The organism is Ornithinimicrobium sp. CNJ-824 (assembly GCF_001942405.1).
GTDB classification, from domain to species: domain Bacteria; phylum Actinomycetota; class Actinomycetes; order Actinomycetales; family Dermatophilaceae; genus Ornithinicoccus; species Ornithinicoccus kibberensis.
Genome location: NZ_MKKA01000015.1, coordinates 19,861 through 36,928, shown reverse-complemented (window position 1 = coordinate 36,928; position 17,068 = coordinate 19,861). Strand labels below are relative to the sequence as shown.

Annotated in this window: 14 protein-coding genes; 5 read left to right on the top strand and 9 right to left on the bottom strand. The window is 69.4% G+C overall.

All coding sequences use genetic code 11. The annotated features are described in order from the left end of the window. Nucleotides 1-53: 53 nt before the first annotated feature. The 3 genes from BJF81_RS07785 (at nucleotide 54) to BJF81_RS07770 (ending at nucleotide 3,969) form a co-directional block, all read left to right on the top strand. Nucleotides 54-1,211 (top strand): PQQ-dependent sugar dehydrogenase, encoded by a 1,158-nt coding sequence (locus tag BJF81_RS07785; RefSeq protein WP_075957859.1) that lies wholly within the window; start codon nucleotides 54-56, stop codon nucleotides 1,209-1,211. A 95-nt stretch (nucleotides 1,212-1,306) separates the two neighbouring features. Next, nucleotides 1,307-1,921, top strand: a complete 615-nt coding sequence (locus tag BJF81_RS07780; protein ID WP_158068635.1) for a polysaccharide deacetylase family protein — start codon at nucleotides 1,307-1,309, stop codon at nucleotides 1,919-1,921. A 635-nt stretch (nucleotides 1,922-2,556) separates the two neighbouring features. Then, complete coding sequence (locus BJF81_RS07770; RefSeq protein WP_075957856.1) at nucleotides 2,557-3,969, top strand: O-antigen ligase family protein; 1,413 nt, start codon at nucleotides 2,557-2,559, stop codon at nucleotides 3,967-3,969. On the opposite strand, the gene BJF81_RS07765 is transcribed toward BJF81_RS07770, so the two are convergent. From BJF81_RS07765 to BJF81_RS07730, 7 genes are all read right to left on the bottom strand, one after another. Next, nucleotides 3,884-4,546: a hypothetical protein gene (locus tag BJF81_RS07765; protein ID WP_075957855.1), complete on the bottom strand. Its 663-nt coding sequence runs from the start codon at nucleotides 4,544-4,546 to the stop codon at nucleotides 3,884-3,886. The genes BJF81_RS07770 and BJF81_RS07765 overlap by 86 nt on opposite strands. Before the next feature lie 30 nt (nucleotides 4,547-4,576). Continuing rightward, the gene (locus tag BJF81_RS07760; RefSeq protein WP_143780729.1) at nucleotides 4,577-5,221 is read right to left on the bottom strand and encodes a hypothetical protein; all 645 of its coding nucleotides are present in this window, start codon (nucleotides 5,219-5,221) and stop codon (nucleotides 4,577-4,579) included. Between the two features lie 50 nt (nucleotides 5,222-5,271). After that, nucleotides 5,272-7,284 (bottom strand): polysaccharide pyruvyl transferase family protein, encoded by a 2,013-nt coding sequence (locus BJF81_RS17955; RefSeq protein WP_158068634.1) that lies wholly within the window; start codon nucleotides 7,282-7,284, stop codon nucleotides 5,272-5,274. A 91-nt stretch (nucleotides 7,285-7,375) separates the two neighbouring features. After that, complete coding sequence (locus BJF81_RS07745) at nucleotides 7,376-8,758, bottom strand: DUF4082 domain-containing protein (protein ID WP_075957853.1); 1,383 nt, start codon at nucleotides 8,756-8,758, stop codon at nucleotides 7,376-7,378. Nucleotides 8,759-8,916: 158 nt separating this feature from the next. Then, nucleotides 8,917-9,555 carry an antibiotic acetyltransferase gene (locus BJF81_RS07740; protein ID WP_143780728.1) on the bottom strand — a complete coding sequence of 213 codons (639 nt, stop codon included), beginning with the start codon at nucleotides 9,553-9,555 and terminating at the stop codon, nucleotides 8,917-8,919. Beyond that, a complete protein-coding gene (locus tag BJF81_RS17950; RefSeq protein ID WP_075957851.1) occupies nucleotides 9,552-10,796 on the bottom strand; it encodes a Coenzyme F420 hydrogenase/dehydrogenase, beta subunit C-terminal domain in 1,245 nt (414 codons plus the stop codon). Before BJF81_RS17950 ends, BJF81_RS07740 begins: the two co-directional genes overlap by 4 nt. Next, nucleotides 10,793-12,391: a hypothetical protein gene (locus BJF81_RS07730; RefSeq protein ID WP_143780727.1), complete on the bottom strand. Its 1,599-nt coding sequence runs from the start codon at nucleotides 12,389-12,391 to the stop codon at nucleotides 10,793-10,795. The genes BJF81_RS17950 and BJF81_RS07730 overlap by 4 nt, the downstream gene beginning before the upstream one ends. Before the next feature lie 271 nt (nucleotides 12,392-12,662). Between BJF81_RS07730 and BJF81_RS07725 the strand changes: the two genes are divergently transcribed. Continuing rightward, complete coding sequence (locus tag BJF81_RS07725) at nucleotides 12,663-13,583, top strand: GNAT family N-acetyltransferase (RefSeq protein WP_075957849.1); 921 nt, start codon at nucleotides 12,663-12,665, stop codon at nucleotides 13,581-13,583. An 85-nt stretch (nucleotides 13,584-13,668) separates the two neighbouring features. On the opposite strand, the gene BJF81_RS07720 is transcribed toward BJF81_RS07725, so the two are convergent. Further along, on the bottom strand, nucleotides 13,669-14,619 hold the full coding sequence (locus BJF81_RS07720) for a glycosyltransferase family 2 protein (protein WP_075957848.1): 951 nt from the start codon (nucleotides 14,617-14,619) through the stop codon (nucleotides 13,669-13,671). Nucleotides 14,620-14,912: 293 nt separating this feature from the next. Here BJF81_RS07720 and BJF81_RS07715 point away from each other — a divergent pair, with 293 nt between their 5' ends. Continuing rightward, entirely contained in the window at nucleotides 14,913-15,599 is a 687-nt protein-coding gene (locus tag BJF81_RS07715; RefSeq protein WP_075957847.1) for a hypothetical protein, read from the top strand. Here the strand turns inward: BJF81_RS07715 and BJF81_RS07710 are convergent. Next, nucleotides 15,563-17,068, bottom strand: a complete 1,506-nt coding sequence (locus BJF81_RS07710; RefSeq protein ID WP_075957846.1) for an oligosaccharide flippase family protein — start codon at nucleotides 17,066-17,068, stop codon at nucleotides 15,563-15,565. The two genes, BJF81_RS07715 and BJF81_RS07710, sit on opposite strands and share 37 nt — an antisense overlap.

Here is a 17,068-nt window from a genome sequence, read left to right as displayed (position 1 = left end):
CAGAGGGCTTCCGGACGTGCAGGCGTGCGGATCTAGCGCGAGTGAGGTGCGCCATGGACGGAGCCGTCCACCCGCGCATCCAGGTCGCGGTCGTGGCTGCAGCGTCGATCCTCCTTGCCGGCTGCGGCGATCCTCCGGACCCTGTCGGCGGTCCGGTCCCCGGGCTCGGTGCGAGCACCGCCGGCGGCACGAGCACCGTTCGTCCGGACACCGGCGACGGCGACCCGCCGGCAGGTGTCGCGGTCACCGTGACCGAGACGATCGCGACCGGTCTGCAGACGCCGTGGGGGGTGGGCTTCCTGCCGGACGGCACGGCCCTCGTGACCCTGCGTGACACCGGGCAGGTGCTGCTCCTGGACGACGGCCGGAGCAGGGTGCTCGACGCCGGTGGACCCGAGGGGGGCGTCCCCGACGTCGTCCACGAGATCGAGGACGGGCTGATGGGCATCGCGATCGGCCCGGACGGGGGTGTCTACCTCTACCTCACCACGTCCTCGGACAACCGCGTCGTCCGCTACGACCTCGAGGACGGGAAACTCGTCAACCCCCAGGTCGTCCTGGCGGGGGTCCCTGCGAACGAGATCCACTCCGGCGGACGGATCGCCTTCGGTCCCGACGGGTACCTGTACGTCACGACGGGAGACACACGCGACCGCGATCTCCCGCAGGACACCGACAGCCTGGCAGGGAAGATCTTGCGGGTCACCGCGACGGGCGAACCGGCGCCGGGCAACCCCTTCGAGAACGAGGTGTGGAGCTACGGCCATCGGAACGTGCAGGGCATCGGCTGGACGAGTGATGGACGGATGTATGCCTCCGAGTTCGGCAGCGACAGGTATGACGAGCTCAATCTCATCGAGCCGGGCTCGAACTACGGATGGCCACACACCGAGGGCTGGGCCGGCGACCCCGACTATGTCGATCCGCTCGTCACCTGGCCCAACGTCGAGGCGTCGCCGTCCGGGATAGCCGTCACCGACGACGGAGTATGGATCAGCGCGCTGCGGGGAGAACGCCTCTGGTACGTCCCTCTCGACCCATCCGGCAAGCCCGGGCCACCCGTGGCGCACGACCTGGGGCTGGGTCGCCTGCGGACGGTCGTCACGGCGCCCGATGGCGACCTGTGGATCGTCACGTCCAACACCGACGGGCGTGGTCAGCCGGGGGAGCTCGACGACCGGATCCTCGCGCTCGAGATCTCCACGAACTGAGGCCGCGAGAATGGAGGGGTGTCATGGACGTCCCGAGGCGCGCAGGACGACGCGTCATCCTCAACTTCCACGGGATCGGTGATCCCCCTGCGTCCGTGCCCGCGGCCGAGGTGCCCTATTGGTGCCCATTGGATCAGTGGCTTCCCCTCGTCGAGGTGGTGGCGGAAGCCGTGCACGAGGGACGGCCCGTGGAGGTCACATTTGACGACGGCAACGTCAGCGACGTCCAGCACGCCCTGCCAGCACTGCTCAAGTACGGGCTCACGGCCACCTTCCACGCCTGCGCGGGGCGCATCGGCCGACGCGACTACCTGGATGAGCCAATGATGCGGCATCTCCACGAGGCCGGGATGCAGGTCGGGAGCCACGGATGGGACCATGTCGATCTCCGGCCCCTCACGGATGCAGACCTGGTCCGCGAGACGCGTGACTCCCAGCACCGGATCGAGGATGCCTGCGGCTGGCCTGTGCGGGACTTCGCGGTCCCGCTGGGCAGCTACGACCGGAGGGTCCTGCGGCACCTACGCGACTATGCGACGGTCTACACGAGCGACGCCACGACGGGGGCGCGCGGCGCCCGGCTTGTTCCTCGCTGGTCCTACGTGCAGGGCTGGAGCACGCGCCTTGTCCACGATCTGGCCTGTGGAGACGAGTCCGTCGGACACCGGCTGCGCCAGCATCTGTCGATGACTGTGAAGCGGTGGCGCTGAACCCGAGCCCAATCTGCGGGCAGGGCTGGATGCTGATCTGCGACCGGTTGTAGGCTCGACGCGGAGACCGTGAAAGGGGCGTCGCGGGTGCATTGGATCCGTCGATGGACGAGGCCGTGACCATAATGGTCTGGGTCGACTCCACGACGTGCGGTTGTGCCATCCTCCAGGACGACTCCACAGTCGTCACGCCCGTGCCAGACGACCAGCAGGCCGACGGGGAACCGTGCACGCCGGCCGGGGAGGGTGGACACCCGACCCACGATGACCAGGTCGTCGGGCGCTGTGCGCCAACGGCACCCTCGAGATCCGGCACGACGACATCCTGACGGACAACACCTTCATCCTCGTCGACACCGGGTGCTCCTCAGCGGTCAACATCTGCAGCCACGTCGCTCCGGCCAACGGCGTTCTCATCGAGGGGAACGTCATCGCTGGCGGGGCGACCTGCCCGCGCGGCGGTGAAACGCACGAGTATGCCAAGCAGACTCGCGACATCCGGGTGGTCGGCAACCGGTTCTCGACCCGCTACGGGCCCGAGTGCGGCATCCACCATTTCCTCGCGCAGTTTGACGAGAGCGGGCCTGAGAATCTTCGGTCCGGGAACGTCTGGCACGAGAGCGGGCTCCCCCTCGATGGCTAGGGGACGCCACGCCCCGCTACGGGACAAGACCCTGGACGTCAGCGGGACCGGTCATCAGGCCTACATCCCGGCTGTGTGGTTCGTCTGCTGCTACGTGGTACTGCTGCTGTGCATCCCCACCCGGCTCATCGTCGGTCCGATCGGAGCACCCGGGACCCCGGCGAACCTCTTCGCAATCGTGGGCCTGATCTGGTGGACTTGCGCGCTCCTCGGTGGCCTGGTTATGCGTCGAGGGCCGTCGCCGACCAGGGTTCTTCTCGGGCTCTTCGTCGTCTGCGTCCTCGCGAGCTACGCCTCCGGTCACTTCCTGGGTTGGTATCAGCCGGCTGACATCCACCAGCGCAGCGATCGCCGCTGGGCGGCGGCCGACGTGGTGCAGGTGACCGAGATCCTCTCCAGCGCAGCCGACCGCGGGGTGCTCTACATCGCTGGCTGGGTGGGGATCGCCCTGGTCACCGCCGAGGGTCTCCGTTCGTGGCGTGAGCTGGACCGGGTGATCACCTTCATCGTGGGGGCGGCCTCCTTCGTGGCCAGCCTCGGGATCATCCAGTACTTCACCGGGCGGAACCTCGCGGCATACCTGCAGCTGCCCGGGCTCACGGCGCTCGCGGACTTCGGCGATGCCTTGTCCCGGTCGGATCTCAACCGCATCGTCTCCACCTCCGCCCACCCGATCGAACTCGGCGTCGTCATGTCCTCGGTGCTGCCCCTGGCCCTGCACCGCAGCCTGCACGCTCGGAGGTGGCTCGCATGGGTGCCGACCCTGCTGATCGCGGTCGCAAGTCTCATGTCAGTGTCCCGCTCCGCGGTGGTCGTCGCAGCTGTGGCGATGCTCATCCTGTTCGCGTCGTGGCCATGGCGATGGCGTCTGAGGGCCGTGATGATCCTTCCCGTTGCTGCAGTGGTCGGGAGGGCTGTCCTCCCCGGGTTACTGGGGACCGTACGATCCCTTTTCACGGGGCTCGAGCACGATCCGAGCATCGAGGGACGCACCGCCGACTACGAGCTGGTGTGGAGGCTTATCGCCGAGCGACCCCTGTTCGGTCAGGGGATGTCCACGTTCGTGCCCACGGTCTACCGGACGATCGACAACCAGGGACTGGGGATGCTTCTGGAGCTTGGCCTGGTGGGGACCGCGGTCTTCGTGCTCCTCGTTCTCACCGGTGTGGTGGGGGCCTGGAGGCCAAGGAGACTAGGCATGCCGTCCGAACGGGCACACCTCGGGGTGGCGATCTCAGCATCGCTGTCAGCCATCATCACGAGTTACGTCACCTTCGATGCCTGGGCGTTTCGGCACGTCGCCGGCCTGAGCTTCCTCCTCATCGGTCTGGCCGGTGCGGTGTGGCACCTGTCGCACGACCCTGGCCTCGGCTCACCTGACGGACCTGCATCAGACGATCACTGACGAACACGAGGATCAGGGTCAGCAGTCCGCCGGCCGCCAGCACCGCAAGAACGCCGCGTATCTTGTCCCCGCCCAGGTGATGTGGGACCGGGTCAGCGGCATAGACGCGGGTGGTCGCCACCTGCTGGGGCGGGGCGTCCTCCTCCACCTGAACCCGAAGAAGTTCGTCCTGGATTGACAGGACCACCTGGTCACGGGTCTCGATCACGTCCTCGGGGTTGGTGCCCTCGACGCTGACAGTGAAGACGGGCCCGTCGTCATTGAGTCCGATCTCGTACTGCGAGGCATATCCCTGCTCGACCAGGCCGGCTCGGAAGGAGCTGGTCTGGGCGGTGAGGGAGACTATGTTGGCGAGCACGTTCAGGCCGTCGGGGAGGTAGAGGAAGGGGCTCCCCACGACCTCCCCGCGAGCGTTGGCAGGTAACAGCAGCAGTATTCGCGCCGTCGCCTGGTAGCGCGGCGGTGCCTGGTCGTAGACATAGACGGCCGTGGCGAACGTCAGCACCATCCCGAGCAGGAGCACCAGCCAACGCCGGACCAGCACTCGCAGGGCGCTACCGACGTCCATCGAGATCATCCGCCCGAGAGACGTGAAGTCGATCGGTGCTCATGACGACGGGGGCGAGGAAGGTTGCTGGCGACGGGACCGGCCAGGACCGCCCGCGAGGATCCAGTCCAACGCAAGCGCCGCCACCACGGTCAGCACCCCACCTGCCGCCACCGCCGCGAGCGCGGCGCGCCGACGGTCCCCGCTGAGCTCGATCGCCGCCTCGTCAGCGGCGAACACTCGGGAGCGGGCTGTTTGAACCTCCGGCACCTCCTCCTCCTGCTGGACCCGGGCCAGCTCGTCCTCGAGAGCGGCGACAATTACGTCGCGGGTGGCGAGCACGTTCTCCGCATCCTGACCCTCGACCTCGACATCGATGATCGGGGAGGCTCGTTCGACCGTGACCTCGAAGGTCGAGGCCAGTCCCCGAGCGTCCAGATCCTCGGCGAACGTGGTGCTCTGGGCACCTGATCCGACCACCCGGGCGAGGGTGTCCAGGCCGCTGGGGAGGTAGAGGAAAGGACTTCCGTCCGCTTCCTCGTCCTGCGCCCCAGGAGGCAGCAGGAGCAGGATGCTCGCCGCCGCTCGGTAAGTGGGGTCTGTGGACATGTAGAGGTAGGCTGCGGCACCGAGGCTGAGCGCCGCACCGATCACCACGACGATCCACCGTCGCAACAGCACCCGAAGGGCCCGCTCAACGGTCATGGTGTCCTCCTGGGGCCCGGGCCGGATCATCAACCGCTGCCATCACTGCGTCAGTCTCGCAGTTCGACGCTCAGCGCGCTCTCGAGGGCGTCCGTGAAGACCCGGAGACGACTGCGGGCGGTCTCGACCGCTGGTCCGGAGAGATCGACGAGCCGGGCACGGTCGGCGACCAGGCCCAGCGTCTCGGCGACCGCGGCTCCGGTGTCGGAACAGGTGAGGTCCACGAGCACCGGGTAGCCGAGACTGCCGAAGAAGCCGGCGAACTTGCGACTGTAGGCCGCCGGGATCGTCGGCACACCCGCGGTGAAAGCAGCGATCGTGGCGTGCATACGGGAGCCGATGAAGGCATCGAAGCCGGAGATGTGAGACTTGGCATCGATCGGATCGTCGAAGGGTGGTGCCAGAGTGGCCTCCGGGTGCTGGGCGAGGAGCACCTGCGCGGCGCCCACGTCGTCCTCGAGCCCGCCCTCGAAGGAGCGGGTGAGGACGTGCGGCACGAGCTCTACGTCATACCCCTGCGCCAGCAGCGCCCCCACGACGCCGTGACAGTAGTCCTGGTAGCCGACCGTGAGATTGAACTGGTTGGTCCCGGTGTAGCCACCGCCCCAGAGCAAGCCGGACACGTTGAAAGCGACGCGGGGCCGAGCCGACCGTCTTGCCGGCGGGGTCCATGGAAGTCTCACGGCGACGTCCGTACTGAGCAGGACGGGACGATCTGTGAGGGTGGCCACGAAGTCGGCGGACAGTCGGTCGCGTGCGACGACGAGGGCAGCGCGGTCCAGCACGTGCCTGTACCACGGGCGCCATACCTTCCGCAGCAGCGGTCCGTAGGTCTGGGGTCCCAGGACGAGCGGGGTGCCGGTGGCGAGGACGAGCTCTTTGTGGATGAGCTTGCGCAGCAGACGTTTCGACCCGTAGATGTCGGAGAAGCTGTCGCCGCCGGTGAGGTCGACCACGAGCTCGCACCGCGCGATCTCCCGGACCGAACGGGCCATCGACAGGGGGCGCCTGTGCCAGAAGGGGACGGCGCTGATGCTTCGGCCGGTGCCGAGCTGGCTCCGCATCCGATCGAGGGCGCGGTCGGAGTTGATCGAGAAGAGCACGAACCTGGTATCGGTGGGTACCAGCTCATCGACGATGGCCACGGCGGCGTAGGTGAGGGCGCTGAGGCCGAGGTTGGCCGTGTCGCACTGGATGCCGAGAAGGCCGATCTGCCTGCTCCGGGGGAGAGGATCCACCCGCTCGACCCGACCCCACGCCATCGACCTGGAATCGGCCCGCCCAGCCATGAGCTCAGCACGTAGCGTGATGGCAGCGTAGACGATCCCCGAGGGGATCAACCGGGGGTCGCGGGCCACGACGTCGCGCAACCAGGCCCACCGGTCAGACTGGCGGACCGTGCTCGGCACGAGCCCCGAGGTTGCCGCCTCGCGCATGGCGGTCGAGCCGCGGCGCACACGGGCGAGTCGGTGCAGGAGCTCTCGGGTGGTCCCGGGCGTCGGGACAAGGACCGTCACGTCGGACAGGTGCGCTCTCTCGTCAGGGACGAAGAGAGCGTCGAGGAAGAGGTCGTCGGCCACCATGCTCGGGAACGCGCCGAAACGTGCGCGACCAGTCGCGGAGAGTGCGATGACACCGCGACCGAAGAGCGCCTCCTGGAACACGGGGAGTCGCTCATGGACCCGGGAGTGGGCTCGCACCGGCCACGGCCTGCCGTCCAGGTCATGACGCCGGGCCGGTACGGCGACCAGGGTGCCTGGCAGGTCCAGCGCACCGCAGAGCGCGTCGACCGCACCACGGGGTAGACGGATGTCGGCGTCGAGGTAGATGCGGGGGAAGGACGTCGCCGCGGCGTCACCTGCGTTCAGGGCTTCCGGTTTGCTCCCCTTCTCGAGCTCGACGACGCGCACGCCCCGTCGGGCACGCGCGACGTCAGCGGTGCGGTCGGTGCAGCCGTTGGCGACCACGACGACCTCTGCACCGGGCGCGTCGTGGAGCACTGCGTCGAGCGTCGGGCCGAGGACAGCTTCCTCGTTGTAGGCGGCGATGACGACGCTGACCATGCGACCTCCCTGCTCGTGTGCTCGTCAGTGTATGCGGGGACACACGAAGCGCCGGTCCTGCAGGACCGGGCCGCCGTGGTGACCGATGGGGTCAGTCGTTGTAGCTGATGGCCGATCCGTCGTCCCACGTGTTACCCGACCAGACGTTGCCCGGGCGGGTGGGGTCGAAAGAGAGCACGGCGCGCAGGTTGCCGCACTGGCCGGTCTCGCCGCGCACGAAGACGTTGTCGACGAAGCGGATGTTGTTGGCGAGGTGGCCGTAGGGCTTGCTGCCGTTGTCACCGGACGAGCCGCCGTAGGCGCAGACGGTCGAGCCGCCGCCACCACCACCGAGGAAGATGTTGTTCTCGATGAGGTTGTTCTGCACCGGGCCGAAGTCGCCGTAGCCGGTGAGGCCGGCCGAGCAACCCGTGCCGGGACCGCGCAGGGCCTCGCAGGTGATGGTGTTGTGCCGCAGCGTGGTGCTCTCGCCCATGCGGATGCCGCTGAAGTGGGCGTCGCCGCCCTCGTCGCCGCCCTGGGCGTGCACCCAGGAGTCCTCGACCACGCAGTTGATCTCGCAGTAGACCGAGCGACGTCCGCCAGTGATCTCGACCCGGGTGGCCGTGAAGTTGCCGCGCATCAGACCGGTGTTGAGGTTGTCACCGATGTGGACCTCGGAGTCGGTGATGCTGAACGAGTAGTCGTTCGTGCGCGGGTAGCGGAGGTCGACGGTGCCGTTGATCCGGGAGTTGATGATCTCCACGTCGGGCGCCTGGATGCGCAGCGTCCCGTCCACGACCGCGTTGCGGATGACCGTGTTAGGGGTGGTGATCGTCAGCGGACCGGTGTAGGTGGTCAGGGTCGTGCCGTCCGGGACACCGGTGTTGTGGGCCGCCGGCCAGTCGCCGGTTTCGGGCGTCGGCTCGGGGTCGGCGTAGCGCGGGTGAGGCTCGAACACGACGTCGACGAGGAAGTTGGCGCCGTCAGCCGAGCTGCGGGGCCGGACGCTCTTGGTCCCGGCCGCGGCGACTCCGCCACCGGCAGGCACGATGAAGCCGTTGGCCTCCCAGCTGTCGGCGAAGCCGTCAGGAGTGACCACGTGACGGCCGCCGGAAGCGAGGTAGGAGGCGACGTAGCGCCGCCCCTTGTTGAGGCTGACCGGCGTCGGCAACGACGCGGTCTGCCAGCCCGGGGTGCTGGACGCCGGGAACGTCGTCTGGCCCAGCAGCGTGCCGTTCAGGTCCCAGAGGGAGGCAGTGTAGGACTGCGTCTGGGCGGGGCTGCGGTAGAACTGCAGGGCGGTGACCTTGCCGGGCCGCTCCGAGGTGAACCGGACGCCGATGTTGACGGAGGACGTGCTGGAGACCGCCGACGTCGTGGGCGTCGAGGCGTCGTCGAGGATGCCGACGGACCGCGTAGCGGCGGTGGCCTGACCGTTGAGGGGGAGGGCGATGAGAGAGGCGGCCAGCATGGTGACCGCCAGGAAGATCATGGCGAGCAGCCGCGGGGACGACTCTCGCCCTGACAGGGGAACGACGGAGTGCCTCATAGAGACCCCTAGGGGAGGGGTTGGGACCCTGGCACTGTAAGAGACGACCCCCGGCTCTCAAAGAGATCCACGTCACGAGCCTGACGTGGCGGCAGGAGGCCTCAGTCAGGCGTCTCGGACATCGGTGTCAGGGGAGCGGTGAAGGAGGCCCGCCGGGGCCGCAGCTCCTCGAGGTCGCGCTCCCACCAACGCTCTTCCAGGAGCGCCGCGATCGTCTCCGGGTCGAAGCGGTGCCGCACCACACGGCCCGGATTGCCGACGACGACGGCATATGGCGGGACGTCCTTGAACACGACCGCCCCGGCCCCCACGACGGCTCCGTGCCCGATCCGTGCGACGCTGCTGCTGATGATCGAGTTGTGCCCGAGCCAGACGTCGCTGCCGATGTCCAAAGGGCTGTACTCCCGCACGTGGTCGGTGTAGCCGAGGTTGGGGTTGAAGAAGAACCCGTGCATACCCTTGAGCTGCGTCGGGTGGTCGAGCGTGGCGGCGAAGGCGGTCCGGGCGACGGACGAGTAGCGTCCGATGGTCGTCCTCGGGCCGAAGGCGTGCGGCACGAAGCAACCGCCGTGCGTGTAGGCACCTACGTCGACGCCGTGGTAGCGCCGGAAGATGTCCCGGAGTGTGTCGGAGTAGATCTCGCCACCCTCGAGGCGGTTGATCAGGCGCCTCGCCGTGGACCTGCCCGTGGAGCCCCGGCCGTACAGCTGGACCAGCATCGCGCTCGACCGGTGCCTCATGACTGCGTTCCCTCCGTCCGTGACGTGCGCCGCAGGTAACCTCGCCTCACGATCCTGCGCAGCATGCCTACATACTCCTTGACCCATCCGACGGGCCCCAACCGCCGAGCGGCGACTCCGAGCCGGAAGCCGGGGTAGCGGGGCGCGGGAAGTGTCGCGGTCGTCAGCGCCGCCGTCCGGGCGGGAACGAGCATGCGGCGTCGGGCGAGGGGCTGCGCGGCGACCACCCGCGCCGCGTCGCTCTCGGTGGCCTCGAGATAGCCATGGTCGATGGCCGCTGCGACGATCTCCGCACCGCGGGCGGTGCGGGCCAGGATCAGCGAGATCCCGTCCGACCCCTCACCCCGCCGGTGCCACGCGTCACCGCCGGTGACGTCCGCCAGCTCTCCCAGGCCGTCGGGGCAGAGGGCGCACCTCAGCTGGCGCGGCATGCGGGCCAGGCGACCCCACGACTCCTCGTAGCTCAACGCCGCCGCGTGCCCATCGGTGGAGGTGACGGTGAACTCCCCGGGCCAGCCTCTCCCCCGGTACCGCAGCGCGGAGATCGCGGAAGGGTCGGTGAACCCGAGCTCGCCGGCCAGCTGCAGGCTGGCGTCCGACGGTGGTGTGCCCGCGCAGAAGAAGCTGAGCACGAGGCCGAGGTTGCGATCCAGCGCCGGGCGTTGCCGGCGTAGTGCCTGGACCGCCGCGACGTCGCACGGCTTGCCGATGAAGACGCAAGGCTTCTCCGCGGTCTCGATGACCCGGAGCGCCTCCACGGGGGAGGAGGTGGTGTAGCGCGAGCCTGTGTGGCGCAGGAGCTCGGCGCGGTCCCGGCTGACGACCGTGCGGTTGTGCCACGGCCGCCCCTCGTCAGTCCCGGTGTGGACGACCAGGGACATGTGCTGCTGCTCCAGGGCGAAGACAGCCAGAGCCGTGACGACGCCGCCGGACGAGCCTGCCCACCTCAGCTCCGGGTCGGCGGCCCAGCCCTCCCAGATGCGCTGCGTCGGCCCGACCAGGAGCTCCGGCCCCTCTGGTGCACCGCCCGACCATCCCGGGGAGCGCACCTCGGAGCCTGGGCACACGGCGGCGATCTGGTCCTTGAGGCCCACCGGGAGGTTCTCGACACCGACGGGGCGCCGACCTACGGTCGGGATGTCGACCATCGTGACGCCGTGGTCACGTCCGACGAAGGCGCACGCACCGCACCCGCTGCACAGGTTGTGCTGCAGGACCTGGTCGAGCCGGTGAGAAGTCATCGCGGTCCGTTCCGTGCGTCGAGGGCGACAAGCATGTTCATCAGGAACGCCACGGTGTGCGGCGCCGGGTTCACCGAACCGGAGAGCACGTCGGTGAGCCACCCCTGGTCGAACCACCCGGCGTCGCGCACTGGGCCGAGCAGGGCGGGGTGCTCGCGGACGTGGTGCGTCACGGCGGTGGCCACCACGTTGCCGCCAGCGGGTGGCCGTCGTGCTCGGGTGGCGCGCTGCTTCACCTTGCGGATCCCGAGACGCGACTGGGTCGATGCCCGTCGCACGAGGCTGAGGGGGCCTGGGTAGGCGAAGGTCTCGGGAGCAGGACGGCCCTCCAGGGGGAGTGCGGCAAGGGCTGGGTCCAACTCCAGCTGCAGTCGAGCGAGGAACCGGGCATGACCCTTGTCCCGCGGCGCGAGGTCGCGGGCGACGCGGATGAACGCGGGGTCCAGCATGGGGTTGACGATCGTGCGGCTGGTCGAGGCGACGGTCTCGGCCAGTCCTGCCCAGCGCGGCATCCGGTGCCGGTAGTAGAGGTCGTCGGTGGCGGAGAACCACTCGCTCCCACCGGCGACGAGTGCAGCGTGGATCGCGTCCAGCGCCACATCCTCCGCCGCTCGTCGGTACCGCGTGTGCAGCGCCTCGGGCGCGACAGCCTCGTTGGCCAGCATGCGCCATCGCGCGAGCCGGTCACTGCGGCGACGGTCCACCGGGGCCGGCCGCACGGGGCCGACGTAGTAGAAGCCACGCGCGACCTCACCGCCCAGTCCGCCGAGTCGGCTGCCCTGGTCGACCGATTCCTCGGCCCACTCCGTGGCCGCCTTGGCGACCGGGTTGAGCATCCCGTCGTGCGCTGCCGCGGTCGATCGCACGCGGTCGAACCACTCGCCCGCACTGACGGAGCGGAGTCCGTCGAGAGTGACGACCTGGTGCGTCAGGCCGTAGCGAACGGCGACCGCCCCCGCGACGGACGTGTCACGGGACCCCGGCACATCCAGGGTCATGGCACGGAGGCCGGCGCGCCGGGCCGCCGGGACGGAGCTGAGGATGATGCGCGAGTCCATGCCACCGGTGAGCTGGAGAACCGGGTCATCGGTGTCCTCGAGGAGGGCGGTCGTGAACCGGCGCAACGTCGTGGAGGCGCGGTCCACCGCGTCGCCGAGCCGGGTGGACCCCGGGGCCGCCGGTCCATCGGTGTCCGGGCGACGCCGCACACCGTCGTCGGTGATCGTCAGCGACTCTCCGGGCGCCAGCTTTGTGACACCGGAGTAGAGCGTGTGCTCGAAGAGCTGCCAGCCGAGCTGGCTCTGCAGGAGCACCGCCTCCTCGTCCAGGCCCTGGTCGAGGAGCAGGTGCAGGAGCCGGGCGGAGGTGGACACGGCCTCCCAACCGGGACCGGCGCCGAGGAAGACCTGGCTCATCCCCATCCGGTCGGTCGCCACGCGCAGACCTTCTTCGGCCAGGCCGATCACCGCGAACGGGGGCAGGAACCGGGCGAGCTCGGGTTGGTGGCCGTCCTGGAGCAGCCGTGCCACGCGACGGTCCGTGACCCGGGCGCCGTCCAGCCGCGCCGGGCCGGCCAGGACCAGAGGGCGTGCCACGGTCGGGAGCGAGGGGTCATGGCCCCACGAGGTCAGCCACACACCGGCGACAGGCCGCAACGGGGACAGCCGCTCGCGGGCAACCACCAGGCGGACACCTTCCGGGGGCACACTGTCGCTCCGGCGGTGCGTGACCGCCAGCATCCCCGCTACCCCATAGATCGACATAGCCCTCTCCGTGAACCGGCTCGGACCTACACTGGTTCCCAGTCGCGAGCAGGCTCAACTTCCCTCATCATGCACCATGTCTCGTGGCGGAGCGGGAGGATCGATGGTTTCCAGCGGCAACGACCTCGAGGAGCCCAAGTTCGGAGAGTTCCGACCCGGTGACGAGGAGCGCGTCTCGGACCTGATCCGTCGGATGAGCGGCGAGGGCGAGCAGCTGCGCCTGCGTGACAAGAGTCCCGCCTACTACCGGTGGATGTACGGGGAGAACCCGTCTGGCAGGGCGATCGTGCACTCGGCCCGGCACGGCGAGGAGGTCGTCGCATCCTTCGCCCTGGCGCCGAAGGCGTTCATGATCGACGGGCAGCGCGTCGTCGTGGGCAAGACCATGGACATGTTCACGGATCCGGCCTGGCAGGGTCGCGGTCTCATGGGGAGGTGCACCGCAGCGGTGTTCCAGCAGGCAGCCTCAGCCGGGATCCCCGGGTGGTACGTGACGCCGTCGGTCAACTCCTACCCGATCTTCACCGACCGGTGGAACTACCAGGAGCCGTTCTCCCTGGTCTACCGGCTCCGTGTCGTTCCTCCCCGGCTCTTGCGGCCTCGGCTGCGGCTGCCGGCAGGCTACGCGCTGGAGGCGGTCGAGGCGTTCGACACGTCGGTGGACGAGCTGTGGCAGCGCGCGTCGAAGGGCTACCAGGTCGCCCAGGTGCGCGACGCGGCATACCTGAACTGGCGCTACGTCGCGAACCCCGACCGGTACGACCTGCTGACGTTGCGGCACCACGGCCGGTTGATGGGTGTGGTGGTCCTGGGCTGGACCGTGCGGCGCGGTATCCGGGTGGGAGAGCTCATGGAGCTGATGCACGACCCGGCGGACATGGAGACCCTGCGCCTGCTCGTGCGCGCGGCAGCGGCGCGAGCAGGCGACCGCGGCTGCCGGCTGCTGCAGGCGTGGTCGGTGCCCGGGACACGCCTCGACGGCCGCTGCGCCGGGCCGGCCTGCGCCTGCGCCGCAGCCAGGTGAAGTTCCTGCTCAGCCCGGGCTTCCCGGGCGCCGCAGCCTCCGACCCCGATGCCTGGTTGCTCTCGCAGGGTGACGGGAACGACGTCTAGGGCCAGGTCGGTCCACGACGGCTGACCAGCCACACGGTGTTGGTGACGTTGCCGCGCACCTTGTGCCAGGCACGCTCACGGTTCGCCGGACGAACCACCCCGACCACGCCCCAGCCGACGACCGACGCCAGGTTGTGCACCAGCCTGATCCCGACGTAGCCGGCCACGGCGCCCCGACCATGGTGCTTCTGCCAGTAGCGCAGGTCGGCCTTCTCCTTGGCGAGGTAGTAGGTCAGCGGTCGTGCCGCCGTCGACCCCCCGCCGAAGTGGATGGCGCGGGCCTGGGGCAGGTAGACGCACTCCCAACCGGCGTCGTGGAGGCGCCTGGCCCAGTCGGTGTCCTCGCCGTAGAAGAAGAACCCCTCGTCGAGGGCTCCAACCTCCTCCACCGCCTGACGACGCACCATGAGGAAGCACCCCGAGAGGACGTCCGCGGAGTGCACCTCTGCGAGGCGGCTGGGTGGCACCGAGCGGCCGGGGAAGACGGCCGGAAGGACGCGCCGCAGCCACAGGTGGTCACCGATGGCGTTGCGCAGGGTGGGGAAGCGTCGCACGTTGGTGCGCACCCGACCGTCGCGGTCTAGGGTCTGCGGTCCGACCGCCCCGGCACGCGGGTGCGCGAGGAGGAATTCCCACAGGCCGTCGACCACTCCGTCGAGCGCGACGACATCGGTGTTGACGAGGCAGAAGGCGTCTCCGCGGGCCGCGGCGAAACCGATGTTGTTCGCGCGGGCGAAGCCGTAGTTGTCGGGGTTGACGATCACCGTGACGTCTGGGTGGCGAGCTTTCAGCGCCTCGACGGACCCGTCGTGCGAGGCGTTGTCCACGACGATCACCTCGTAGGGCACCGTGCGCGTGGTGTCCTTGATGGAGTCTACGACGTCCAGCAGCAGCTCGCGGGTGTTCCAGTTGACGATGACCACCGAGACGGCGACGCGGGCGTCCATCCGCTCAGCCTAGAGGGCCTCCTTGCCCTACGGGTGGCCTGACGGCAGTCGAGGACTACCATCTGGGTATGGCGGGGCTCGAGCGAGCGGCTTTCCCGGGCGTGAGCGTGCTCGTCCTCGCCGCCGCGTGCACGCCATCATCCTCCCCGCCCCCGTCGCCGACCTCGCATCCGGACGCTGCAGCGAGCACGAGCCAGCAACGCGAGTGGCCGGGCCCGGAGAACACCGGTGTACCACCCGGTACCGAGCTGACGCCGTGGGACGGGGACTGCACGGTCATCGAGCCAGGCACCGTGGTGGATGCCCGTCTCGTCGAGTGCGACCTGCGCATCCGCGCTGACGGAGTGGTGATCACGCGGTCCCGGATCCTCGGTCGGGTCGTCGTGCAGCAGCCCGAGGAGGGCGGCTCGTTCGAGATCAGCGACAGCGAGGTCGTGGTGGGCGAACGTCTCGTCACCGCTCTCGGGAACGGCAACTTCACCGCACGGCGCGTCGAGGTGAGCGGCGGTAGACGCTCGATCAACTGCGAGGCCGACTGCACGGTGGAGAGCTCATGGGTGCACGCGCAGGCCGGCGACCCCGACGGCGAGGCGCACCTGAGCGGCATCCGGATGGGCCGTAACACCACCCTGCGCAACAACACGATCGTGTGCGAGGGAGAGCGCCTCCCCCCTGCGTCCGGCTGTTCTGCGGCACTGACCGGATACGGCGACTTCGCGCCGGTCGAGAACAACCTCGTCGAGGGCAACCTGTTCAGGTCCGGGACGGCCTCGTTCTGTGCCTTCGGCGGGTCCACGCGGGACAAGCCGTTCAGCGGGGACGCCAACCGCATCCGCTTCATCGGCAACGTGTTCGACCGGGGGGACGACGGCACCTGCGGCATCCACGGCGCGATCGAGGCGTTCGACACGGACGCCCCGGGCAACGTCTGGCAGGACAACGTCTACGTGGACGGGGAGCCTGTCCTGCCGCGCAACTGACGCGCTCCCGGCGTGGCCGACGAGCCGCGCACGGTGCGGATCTCGTGGCGCTCGCGAAGCAGCAGGACCGACCAGGTGGCACCGCCGACCAGCATGGCGAGGGAGACCAGCATCCACCCCGAGGCGTCGGTCAGCGCCGAGGTCGCCAGCAGGGCGGCCACGGGCACGGCGGTGGGGACCACGGCGGGAACCAGCGTGCGGAGGTAGTCGACCGGCCGGAGGCCGGTGATCCGGCGGAGGGTCATCAGCTGGAACCCCATGGCCCCCACCATCGAGGCGAGGAGGGCACCGGCCGCTCCCGTGGGGCCCCAGTTCACTGTCAGGGGGTAGAGCAGCCCGACCACGAGCGCCGCGCGTACGAGGGTGAACCGTCGCTGCAGCTCGGGACGGCCCAGGGCCAGGTAGACGGAGAAGGTGACCATCGAGGCCATGTACATGACGACGAAAGCGGCGTAGACAGAGAACGCCGTCGCCACCCGGCTGAACTCGGGACGGCCGTAGACGACCGTCAGGAGCGGTCCCGCGACGGCGGCCATCACTGCGGCGAGCGGCAGGCCGAAGAGCCAGACCAGGCGAGTCATGCGCAGCACCGTGCGCCGCATGGCCGCCATGTCGTCCTGGAACCGGGCCAGGACCGGGACCACGAGCGGCTGTGCCACCTTGCTGAAGATGGCCAGCGGCAGCGAGGCCAGGGCGACCGCCATGGTGTAGAGACCGAGGTCGTCCACCGTTGCCGTCTTGCCGAGGACGAAGACGTCGGCCTGCATGATGAGGAAGGTGAGCAGCGACAGCCCTGCCATGCCCTTGGTGAACCTGAACAGGTCGCGCCGGGACTGCGCCTCCCAGCGCAGCGACGGACGGAACGGCGCCACCACGAAGGACAGCACGAAACGGAGGAAGGCCTCGAGGACCGCTCCCAGCAGCAGCGCCCAGACATTTTGCAGCCACAGCCCCAGGGCGATGGTCGCCGCGGTGCCCAGGAGCGCCGCGCCCTGGATGCTGACCAGGGTGGCACCGAACCGGAACTCGCGCTGCAGCGCGTAGACGCGGGGGCTGGCCAGCCCGGTGAGCACGACGGTGAGCGGTGCCACGAGCAGGAGGCCCTCGAGCTCGGGCGCGTCGTAGAAGGAGGCGACCGGCCCGGCCAGCGGCAGAGCCACCAGGGCGACGACGAGGCCGCGCAGAATCCCGAACCACCAGGCCACGTTGAGGAAGTCGCGGGACGTGCCGCGCGCGTTCTGGATGACGGCTTGCGCGACCCCCACCTCGGTGATCGCCTCGAGCAGGGCCAGCACCGCGAGGACCAGCGCCATCAGACCGAACTGGTCCGGCGCGATCACGCGCGCGAGCAGCATGTTGCGTCCCAGCCGGGTCAAGCGCTCGAACACCGTCGCGACGGCGAGCAGCGACCCGCCCTTCAGCGCCTTCGCCCCCAGGCCGGTCTCACGGGCCTCCTGCTCGGTGTCCAC

Excerpts from the sequence above, each read along its gene's own strand:
- BJF81_RS07785 (WP_075957859.1), top strand. The coding sequence starts at position 54 with ATGGACGGAGCCGTCCACCCGCGCATCCAGGTCGCGGTCGTGGCTGCA.
- BJF81_RS07770 (WP_075957856.1), top strand. The coding sequence starts at position 2,557 with ATGGCTAGGGGACGCCACGCCCCGCTACGGGACAAGACCCTGGACGTC.
- BJF81_RS07765 (WP_075957855.1), bottom strand. The coding sequence starts at position 4,546 with ATGATCTCGATGGACGTCGGTAGCGCCCTGCGAGTGCTGGTCCGGCGT.
- BJF81_RS07760 (WP_143780729.1), bottom strand. The coding sequence starts at position 5,221 with ATGACCGTTGAGCGGGCCCTTCGGGTGCTGTTGCGACGGTGGATCGTC.
- BJF81_RS17955 (WP_158068634.1), bottom strand. The coding sequence starts at position 7,284 with ATGGTCAGCGTCGTCATCGCCGCCTACAACGAGGAAGCTGTCCTCGGC.
- BJF81_RS07745 (WP_075957853.1), bottom strand. The coding sequence starts at position 8,758 with ATGATCTTCCTGGCGGTCACCATGCTGGCCGCCTCTCTCATCGCCCTC.
- BJF81_RS07740 (WP_143780728.1), bottom strand. The coding sequence starts at position 9,555 with ATGAGGCACCGGTCGAGCGCGATGCTGGTCCAGCTGTACGGCCGGGGC.
- BJF81_RS17950 (WP_075957851.1), bottom strand. The coding sequence starts at position 10,796 with ATGACTTCTCACCGGCTCGACCAGGTCCTGCAGCACAACCTGTGCAGC.
- BJF81_RS07725 (WP_075957849.1), top strand. The coding sequence starts at position 12,663 with ATGGTTTCCAGCGGCAACGACCTCGAGGAGCCCAAGTTCGGAGAGTTC.
- BJF81_RS07720 (WP_075957848.1), bottom strand. The coding sequence starts at position 14,619 with ATGGACGCCCGCGTCGCCGTCTCGGTGGTCATCGTCAACTGGAACACC.